This window comes from Fructobacillus ficulneus, assembly GCF_001047075.2.
Taxonomy (GTDB): Bacteria; Bacillota; Bacilli; order Lactobacillales; family Lactobacillaceae; genus Fructobacillus; species Fructobacillus ficulneus.
The window spans coordinates 1-4,044 of the sequence record NZ_DF967997.1; the positions used below are offsets into that span (position 1 = coordinate 1).

A 4,044-nucleotide genomic window follows, 5' to 3' on the forward strand; every position below is an offset into this window, starting at 1 on the left:
TTAATCACTCACAACGCTACAGCCTTAACTGTGCTTAATCATTTTCAATTTTATATAACTCATTTGACCACTTTTGTATAACCGTGGTATTATTGAGTTGTAGTAATTGACAACAATTATTTGTGAGTGAAAACGATCCGCCAAGATATGGGTTTCACTCTTTTTTTATTAATAAAATCATTCTACCATACTCAAAAAAGTATTTAGGGTGCTTTTCAGCAAAAACGGCTCTCATAATTGAGTTTCATTGTAAAAATTCACAATGTCAAAAAGCTGTAGTAATGGACTTGCCAAAGCTATACCAATTTATTTTGGGAATTATCACAATCTCAAATTTAATAAAACTTTTTTTGACCTTGATATTATCAGGGTTCTTTTTTTTACTTTTAATAACAGACATTATGTTAATTATTTTTTGAAAACACAATTGTGGTAGTTATTTCCACAAATTATTTTTTGATTTTATTTTACGAATAATTATATTTCCAATTCCTATAAATGCAAAAGCAACAACCACAACAGCTAACGACTTTATTGTGAATCCTACAGCCCCTGTCAAGATTCCGGCTTTATTAACACTAGGTGTATACATAGTATTTCTCCTTTTATACTAAATATGATTCCATGTCCCTTTGGAACGTGATAAAAATTGTAATATAGCTGCTACATAAGATATTTGTAAAATATATGTGTAAATTAACTCAGGTAATAAAAATAATGCTATAACTCGTGCTTTCCATCCCAAACTCCAAACAGTATAAACTCTTTCAAAAACAAATAATAACAAAATAAATAACCAAAATAGATTCATTTTCATTTGATTTTCGACTAATAAATATGTATCAGCAAACAATACTAAGCCAAACGATATCACAGAAACACATAACATAATTTGTTGGAATAAATAAAATAATGTTACTTTAGTTAATTTACGACTAAATACTTGTTGCATAGCACCCAAATACCATCGTCTTCTTTGCAAAAATAATAATTTAACAGAAGGCATCGTTTCAGTTTTACAATTAACTGAAACAGGAGAAATCATTCTAGTACCTACTTCTTTAAGGTCAATTGTCATAGCGAAATCTTCTGTAATACAATGTTCATCATAAAAAAAACCATTTTTTTTATGAACATCATGTAGTTTACTCAAACGAATCAAAGAAGCTGTTCCAGTGAGGACAAATACTTTTTGTAACCCTGATATTTGAGAAGAATATCTTTCCCATTCTAAATATTGCATGTACCGCAAATATCCCACATTATTATCAGCATGAAATATAGATCCTACAGCGTCAAAATCATTAGAATCAATTAAATCTCTAGATTTAATAAGCCATTGTTGAGAAATTACAGTATCCGCATCAACAATTAAAATATAATGATTATCGATATCAATACTTTTATTCAAATATTTTTTTAGCGCCTGATTAATAGCTCCAGCTTTACGAGCTGTATTATTAACTGTGTTAAAAACAGTTACATTTAATTCAAGACATATATTATATGTCTCATCAGAACTATTATCATTCGCAACAACAATTTCATCACAACCATTAGTGATTAAAGAAGTAATACAATCTTTAATCACTAATGCCTCATTATGAGCAGGTATAATAGCCGTTACATAACTTTTTACCATAATCATCTCCAAATTATATAGTTTTAGTATAATCTTCATAAAGCAAAACACAATAGCAGAAAACAAGGGCAATCAGTTAGATTTGAGCAGAGGAAGCCCTAGATAATTTAGGACTTTTAAAAATTGTTCAAGGTATAATTCAGAATCATATCGCTTGTATCAACCACGTATATCGCTCTATTTTAACTTCTATCGTCTGCCCAATAGAAAACCTTACTTTTATAAGTCAATAAGGTTAGAACACGTCAGACACCGCTTAAATCGCATATAAAGCGATTTAAACCATATAGTATGCTAATTCTATATGCCACTTCTTTGCCAATCACTTGCGGGCGATCCTACCCATAATCGAATTGTTCATTCCCCACAATCTCGCTTTGATTGCTTTGGACGTGGTTTAGACGACCTTTCAGCCCTCTTGACGGATACACGCCTGTTCCGTATTAGTTGTTAGGATAATGTCAAGGTAATTGCCTCGGCAGTGTTGGTCATTATTCTTCCCCCAAAAATTAAGTTATGTTAGTAACAAGTATAAGGGATAGTTAGAATCAATCAAGTGTTTTTTTAGTTGCAACCATTCGGAAAAAGGGTGCAAAAAAGTTGCAAGGGTTGCATTGTCTATTATCTGCTATTTAAAGCCGTTTCTCGGCTTTTTCTTGCGTCCTTTTGGTATTACTTTGTATTGACTTTATGGACAAAAACACGGGTTTAAAAATCGACTAAATTAAAAATAATTAAACCAAGTTCTGGGGATGGTTGGCACTTGCCCCCCGGGTCAAAAGTTTTCAAAATTCTGTTTTTTCTCAAAGTGACGATATGTGAGCGCTCTCTATTTGGCACTTATGGGGGGGAGTGTTTTCAATTAATTATGTGACCAAACTTATCCAGTTAAATAAAAAAAGCCGTCACGGCTCTTATATTGCTATCTGGTGGCCTGTATTCTTTCAGTCTGTTCAATCGACTTGGCCAACGCTTTCAATTCTCTATTCACCTTAGTTATCTCAAAAGTCGGGGCAACAATGTTATAACTCAATCCAAAGGGCGTTTTGTTATGGTAGTGATCTCGCTCCATTGCAATGAGTTCACTGCTCAGAGTGCTGGTGTAATTGTCTAGCTTAGTGACTACCTCAACCCAAAAATCATAATTTTCACGGCCATACGTTTCTATTTGGTCTTTATGACTCTTTGAATAATCGAGCATAGCTTGTGCCTTACCCTTAAAGTAATGTTCTAATATTCTAGTCGGTGTCACTGCTAACCCCTTTCAAATGGACGTTTTCACCTATGTTGGAAAATCAAACACAGGCAATTAAATGACATGTTTTAACAAGTTTTAATGACAGGTTTTGTCAGGTTTTTAGTTACTTGCTAACAAGAAAAAATGTTAAGTTTTGTTAAGCTCTCATGTAATAAAAAACGTAAGTTTTAGGAGGTTTTTGGTAACAATTCACCAAGCCTGTCCCTGCTTTAATTATACGTTTTGATATTGCCAATGTTAAGCAATTGAGTTAAGTTAACAGTTAACATGACAAAACAAGTTAACAACAATTTAACAACATTCAGTAACCTTTCTGAGCTTGGTAAGGCCATAGGGACAAGCCGACAAACTGCCAGTAATAAGCTAAAGGCCAAGGGCTGGGCTGGTCGGTTATCTTTTTCAGAGAGTGAACTAAGTGAACTTATTGGCTCAGTTAAGAAAACAAGAAATGTTAAGCAAAAGCATGTTAACCAACATGTTAACCAACATGTTAACCAACAACTTAACTTAACAACACTTGAGACACTGAAAAAGCAGTTAGAAACTAAAGACAAACAAATTGAGCAACTATTACAGAGCTTAGATCAACAACAACGCTTGCAACTGCAATTGCAAAAACAATTAGAAACACTACAAATTACTACAAATGAAAAACCTAAACAAAGTTTTTGGCAAAAGTTATTTAGTAGTCAATCAGATACAGATAATGAGCAATAATTGTTGACATTGCTACCACTGCCGGCACAATGGGCAGTAGAGCCGAGTGAAGACAGACTTTCCCCGTTCTCACTTTGAAGAAACGGAAAAACAGTCTTATCCAATGGTATAGCTTTCGCCATTCGCTTGAGAGTCCCTGACTGCTAAGCGTTTCAACCTAGCAACAATCTTTTGCAACTCACAGTGCTGTCCTGAGTTATTGATTGTCTTCCTTTAGCACGTCCACCCACACATGTTTTTATTTTCCCTTATTGAGTTGGTGGCTCAGTGCATTGCCACCCGTTCGGCTAGATCGTGGAGACTCGTCACAACCTAACCAGCTCTTTTGTTAAACCGGGGTAGGCTTCCCCGCTCAATTGAATAAGATAAGCCGTATCATGACCATAAGCGACCAATAAAAAAAGGCTTGTAACGTCTATGAGGCGGG

Annotated in this window: 4 protein-coding genes; 1 reads left to right on the forward strand and 3 read right to left on the reverse strand. The window is 34.2% G+C overall.

What is annotated here, in order from left to right; all coding sequences use genetic code 11:
• Window positions 1–436 precede the first annotated feature (436 nt).
• The 3 genes from AOQ29_RS07655 to AOQ29_RS02220 all read right to left on the reverse strand — a co-directional run bounded on the left by AOQ29_RS07655 (window position 437) and on the right by AOQ29_RS02220 (window position 2,894).
• A complete protein-coding gene (locus AOQ29_RS07655) occupies window positions 437–592 on the reverse strand; it encodes a hypothetical protein (protein WP_158530737.1) in 156 nt (51 codons plus the stop codon).
• Between the two features lie 18 nt (window positions 593–610).
• On the reverse strand, window positions 611–1,642 hold the full coding sequence (locus AOQ29_RS02215; RefSeq protein WP_061992919.1) for a glycosyltransferase family 2 protein: 1,032 nt from the start codon (window positions 1,640–1,642) through the stop codon (window positions 611–613).
• 922 nt (window positions 1,643–2,564) lie between these two features.
• Window positions 2,565–2,894 (reverse strand): hypothetical protein, encoded by a 330-nt coding sequence (locus tag AOQ29_RS02220; protein ID WP_061992920.1) that lies wholly within the window; start codon window positions 2,892–2,894, stop codon window positions 2,565–2,567.
• A 273-nt stretch (window positions 2,895–3,167) separates the two neighbouring features.
• Here AOQ29_RS02220 and AOQ29_RS02225 point away from each other — a divergent pair, with 273 nt between their 5' ends.
• The gene (locus AOQ29_RS02225) at window positions 3,168–3,617 is read left to right on the forward strand and encodes a hypothetical protein (protein WP_061992921.1); all 450 of its coding nucleotides are present in this window, start codon (window positions 3,168–3,170) and stop codon (window positions 3,615–3,617) included.
• The last annotated feature ends 427 nt before the right edge of the window (window positions 3,618–4,044 follow it).